Genomic DNA, 4,871 nt, shown 5'->3' with positions numbered 1-4,871 from the left:
GAGACACGCCATTTCCCAGAGTGGTAGCACGGCGTCTGGGGGGGTTGCAATACTTGGGGGAGCGGGCGTGCCCGCGAAGAGGCCGGTAATGCCTATCACAGTGTCAGGGTCAGGCCTTTGACCAGTGCCCCCGGCAAATGACTCGACCCGGTACTGCGCTGTCCATAGGTACTGGTCGACAGAATCATCTCGCGCTCCTGCGTCAGGTCCTCCAGTTGGCTACCTAGCAAGCTGTACAGGCTGTCATCGAAGCGCATGGTGCTCACCGGGCCCTGGATCTGCCCGTTCTCCACCCAGAAGGTGGCGAAGCGGGTCAGCCCGGTCATGCGTGCCGCCGGCAGGTCGGAATAGTTCAGGTACCACAGGTTGCTGATGTACAGCCCGGTACCGAGCCGCTCCAGAATCTGCTCGCTCGGCAGGCTACCTGCTGCCAGGCTCAGCGCACACGGTGACTCGCAACTATCGGCGCCATTGGCCAGCAGCTCGAATTCGGCCGCACTGCGCGCACTGATCAATCGCTGCCGGGCCTCGCCTTGCTGGATCAACGGCACATCCAGGCGCGGCGAGCCTTCATCGGAAAATGCAGGGCTCAGCGAACCGCTGACCTGCTCGGTGAAACTCACCAGTGGGCTCAGCCGCGCATCGCCGTTGTACAGGCGCTGCAGGGCACTGTTGCCAGTGGCCAGGGCCTGTGCGGAAAAACCGCCCCAGCACAGCATGCCGGCTATTTCGTCCATGGCCGCCGGGGCCAGGTAGGCGCGGTAGCTGCCAGGCTTCAGCGTGACGGCAGGGCGGCCAAGGAAACCCAGCTGTTCCCGCGCCTGGCGCAGGCGTGCGGTGAAGTCGTCGGCGCTCCACACTTGCCCGGCATAATTGGCCTTCACCGCCTCGCCGTTTTCGTGGAACAGGCTCCAGTCGAAGTTGAAGCTGTTGGCCTGGTGCCAGCCGAAGGCCCCGAACGAGCTGGCGAAGCCCCGGCAGATGGGGCCGGCGGCGTAGATGCCGACAAGGTCCAGGTCGCCGGCTTCGCGCTCGAGCAAGGTCAGCACATCGCTCAGTTCGGGCAGCGGCTGCTCCTGCTGGCTGTGGCTGTGCCAGGCGCTTTCGTCCAGGCGCAGGTACGGATCGACCGCCAGCAGTGGCAAGGTCTGGCGCAGTTGCTCCAGGGCCGTGAACAGACGCTGGCTATCCAGTTGCGTGTCACCACTCAAGGTCACCTGTTGCTCTGCCTGGCGGCCATCGCGGATCAGCCGCAGTTGCGCGCCGGCCTGGTTCACGGTGCCGGCCTGGCGCACCTTGGCATGGTTGAAACGCACGAATTGCGATTGTTCGGCGCTGTAGCCGAGGGTGAACTGTTCGCCCGTCTGCAGGGCTTTGCGCACATCCCCGACCAGGGTTTCGAAAGCGTGTTTCATCAGGCGTCTCCTCCGAATACGTCGATCTGGCGGAACACGCAGGCCGGCGAGGCATGCCCCACCCGTACCACCTGGTTGGGTTCGCCCTTGCCGCAGTTGGGCGTGCCCAGCACCTGGAAGGTACTGCTGTCGCCGACCGCCGCCAGGTTGCGCCAGAACTGCGCGGAGATACCACGGTAGTTGGGGTTCTTGACGATGCCCTTGAGCTCGCCGTTTTCGATCAGTTGGCCCCATTCACAGCCGAACTGGAACTTGTTGCGAGCATCATCAATGGACCAGGAACGGTTGGTGCGCATCAGGATGCCGTGCTCGATGCCTTTCACCAGCTGATCCAGGCTCTGGTCGCCCGGCTCGATGTTGAGGTTGGCCATGCGGTCGATCGGCGCACGGTTCCAGCCGCAGGCACGGCTGTTAGCCACGCCGTCGAGGCCGGAGCGGAACTGCGACAGCGCACCACCCAGCGGGCGCAGCAGCAGGCCATCGCGGATCAGGAACTGCTTGCTGGCCTGGGTGCCGTCATCATCGAAGCTGTAGCTGGCCAGCTCTTCGCCGATGGTCGGGTCGAAGGTCACGTTGAGCAGCGCGGAGCCGTACTGCAGGTGGCCGAAGTCATCGGCTTTGACGAAGCTGGTGCCTGCGTAGTTGCGTTCGTCGCCGAGAATGCGGTCCATCTCCAGCGGGTGGCCGATGGATTCGTGAATCTGCAGCATCATCTGGTCCGGCATCAACAGCAGGTCGCGCGGGCCGCTGGGGGTGTTCGGCGCCAGCAGCAGTTGCAGCGCCTCGTCGGCCACCCGGCGGGCAGCACCGACCAGGCCGCAGCGCTCGATGACCTCGAAGCCGCCCTGCTGGCCGAAGTTGTCGCGGCCCAGGCTGCGGCTCTGGCTGTCCTGGCCGTCGCTGGCGGTCACCCCCAGGCCCGGGAACAGGAAGCGCTGGGCGTGGCGTAGCTCGGCGCCGACCGAGTTCAGGTAGGTCTGCTCGACCAGGCTCAGGCCCAGGCTGGCCTGCCAGTCCACCAGGCGGCTGTCCTTGGGCACGCTGGCCGATTCGGCAGCGAGCAGGCCAAGGCAGTCGGCAAGGTTGGGCACGGGTTGGTCGAAGTTGGGCGAAATGTGGTCGTGGCGTGCGCTGGTCACCGGTTGCTCGCGCAGGTCCAGCAGGTTGTATCGGGCGATCTGCCGGGCCAGCGCCTCGGCCCGCTCCAGGGCGCGCTGCAGGCCGGCCTGGGACAGGTCGGCGGTGGCGGCATAGGCTTCCACGCCATTCACACGCACGGTGAGCATGGCGCCCTCGTCCTGGCTGAAGAAGGGTGGTTCCGCGACGTTGCGGCGAACCGACAGCGCCTGGTGCGACTGTTTCACATGGCGCAGGGAAAACAGCTCGGCCGTACTGCGCAGCGTGGCAAAGCGCTGGCGCAGCAGGGCGCTGGTATCGAACATGTGGAAGCCTCCGTGTACACGGTGGCTCCCCCTTAGAACCACTCGTCCTGCATGGCGAGGCAAGTGTCGTCGCGCGCCTCGAGCAATGCCAGCTCATTATGGCAGCCAGGTACCTCCCAGGTCAGGAAATAACGCGCTGCCTGCAGCTTGCCGAGGTAGAAGTCGCGGTCGGTGGGTTTGCCCTTGAGCAGGCCGAGTTCGGCATGGATCGCCTGTTCCAGCCAGCGCCAGCCAATCACGCAGTGGCCGAAGGCCTTGAGGTAGAGGGCCGAGTTGGCCAGGGCGCCGGCGACTTTGCCCTCGGCCAGGTCACCCAGCAACGCCAGCGTCACACCTTGCAGGCGGTTGACCAGTTGCTCCAGCGGCTGGCGCAGTGGGTCGAGGTTCGCATGGTGGCTGGCGCGCTCGCCGGTGGCAGCGATCGACCGGATCAACTGCTTGAGGCCGGCGCCATTGTTCTGCGCCAGCTTGCGGCCCAGCAGGTCGAGCGACTGGATGCCCTCGGTGCCTTCATGGATCGGGTTCAGGCGGTTGTCGCGGTAGTACTGTTCAACCGGGTACTCGCGGGTGTAGCCGTGGCCCCCGAGGATCTGGATCGCCAGTTCATTGGCCTTGAGGCAGAACGTCGAGGGCCAGGATTTGACGATCGGGGTCAGCAGGTCGAGCAGCTCCTGCGCCTGCTTGCGGGCGCTGTCGTCGCTGGCAGTCTGGGTGTCGTCGAACAGGCGCGCGGCATACAGGCCTAGGTCGAAGGCGCCCTCTACGTAGGCCTTCTGTGCCAGCAGCATGCGTTTCACATCGCTGTGCTCGATGATCGGCACTGCGGGGCTGTGCGGGTCTTTGTTGTCCGGCAACCGACCCTGCGGGCGCTGACGGGCGTATTCCAGCGAATACAGGTAGCCGGCGTAACCGAGCATCACTGCGCCCATGCCGACACCGATGCGTGCCTCGTTCATCATCTGGAACATGCAGGCCAGGCCCTGGTGCGGCTGGCCGACCAGATAGCCGACGCACTGGCCGTTGTCGCCGAAATTCAGCGCGGTGGAGGTGGTGCCGCGCCAGCCCATCTTGTGGAACAACCCGGCCAGCAGCACATCGTTGCGCGGGCCACGGCTGCCATCTTCGCTGACCAGATACTTGGGCACGATGAACAGCGAGATGCCCTTCACGCCGGGCGGAGCATCCGGAAGCTTGGCCAGAACCATATGCACGATGTTCTCCGACAGCTCGTGATCTCCGCCGGAAATGAAAATCTTGTTGCCCTTGAGCCGGTAGCTGCCGTCACCGGCAGGCTCGGCGCGGGTACGGATATCGGCCAGTGAAGAGCCCGCATGGGGTTCGGTCAGGGCCATGGTGCCGAAGTAGCGGCCTTCGATCATCGGTTGCAGGAACAGGCGCTTCTGTTCATCGCTACCGAAGCTCTCGATCAGGTTGGCCGCGCCCATGGTCAGGAACGGGTAGGCCGTGGTGCCAGCGTTGGCCGCCTGGAAGTGGGCGAAGCAGGCCTGCGAAACCAGGCTCGGCAGCTGCATGCCGCCGGCTTCGAAGTCGCGGTTGGCGTTGAGAAAGCCGGCTTTGAGAAAGACGTCGACGGCGGGTTTCACTTCGGGGATCAGTTCGGCGCGGCCATCCACGTAGCGCGGCTCGTTTTCGTCGGCCTTGCGGTTGTGCGGGGCGAAAAATTTCTCTGCGATGGTGCGGGCAGTTGATAGCGCCGCATCGAAGGTTTCGCGGCTGTGCTCGGCGAAGCGCGGGCGCTGAGTCAGGGCCTCGGCGTCGAGGACTTCGTAGAGTTCGAAGGCGAGGTTGCGGGGGCTGAGCAGGGTCTCGGGCATGGTCGCGGTCCAGAGGCGGGATGCTGCGAGTGTAGGAGGGTGGTGGGGTGGGGGACAGGTTAATAGGTTTGGGTGATATGGGTTGAGAACTCCGGGATGCCTGGTGGTTGGTCGAACAGATCACGCGGGGTGGGGGCAGTTGTTGTTTTGCCTGTTCGGGCCCTTTCGCGGGTAAACCC

Annotated in this window: 3 protein-coding genes; all 3 read right to left on the bottom strand. The window is 64.9% G+C overall.

The genetic code is table 11. The annotated features are described in order from the left end of the window. Positions 1-95: 95 nt before the first annotated feature. Genes ACLCGK_RS09320 through ACLCGK_RS09310 form a run of 3 tightly spaced genes read right to left on the bottom strand, consistent with a single transcriptional unit; the run spans position 96 to position 4,692 of the window. The gene (locus tag ACLCGK_RS09320) at positions 96-1,415 is read right to left on the bottom strand and encodes a TldD/PmbA family protein (RefSeq protein WP_410951873.1); all 1,320 of its coding nucleotides are present in this window, start codon (positions 1,413-1,415) and stop codon (positions 96-98) included. After that, positions 1,415-2,857, bottom strand: a complete 1,443-nt coding sequence (locus ACLCGK_RS09315; protein ID WP_410951872.1) for a TldD/PmbA family protein — start codon at positions 2,855-2,857, stop codon at positions 1,415-1,417. Before ACLCGK_RS09315 ends, ACLCGK_RS09320 begins: the two co-directional genes overlap by 1 nt. A gap of 32 nt (positions 2,858-2,889) precedes the next feature. Then, positions 2,890-4,692 (bottom strand): acyl-CoA dehydrogenase, encoded by a 1,803-nt coding sequence (locus tag ACLCGK_RS09310; RefSeq protein ID WP_410951871.1) that lies wholly within the window; start codon positions 4,690-4,692, stop codon positions 2,890-2,892. Positions 4,693-4,871 lie beyond the last annotated feature (179 nt).

Source organism: Pseudomonas sp. S1(2024) (assembly GCF_046557535.1).
Note: the sequence above shows the minus strand (reverse complement) of the source record. Positions and strands in the feature narration are given on the sequence as shown.

Coding starts and splice junctions, on each gene's coding strand:
- ACLCGK_RS09315 (WP_410951872.1), bottom strand. CDS start 2,857: ATGTTCGATACCAGCGCCCTGCTGCGCCAGCGCTTTGCCACGCTGCGC.
- ACLCGK_RS09310 (WP_410951871.1), bottom strand. CDS start 4,692: ATGCCCGAGACCCTGCTCAGCCCCCGCAACCTCGCCTTCGAACTCTAC.
- ACLCGK_RS09320 (WP_410951873.1), bottom strand. CDS start 1,415: ATGAAACACGCTTTCGAAACCCTGGTCGGGGATGTGCGCAAAGCCCTG.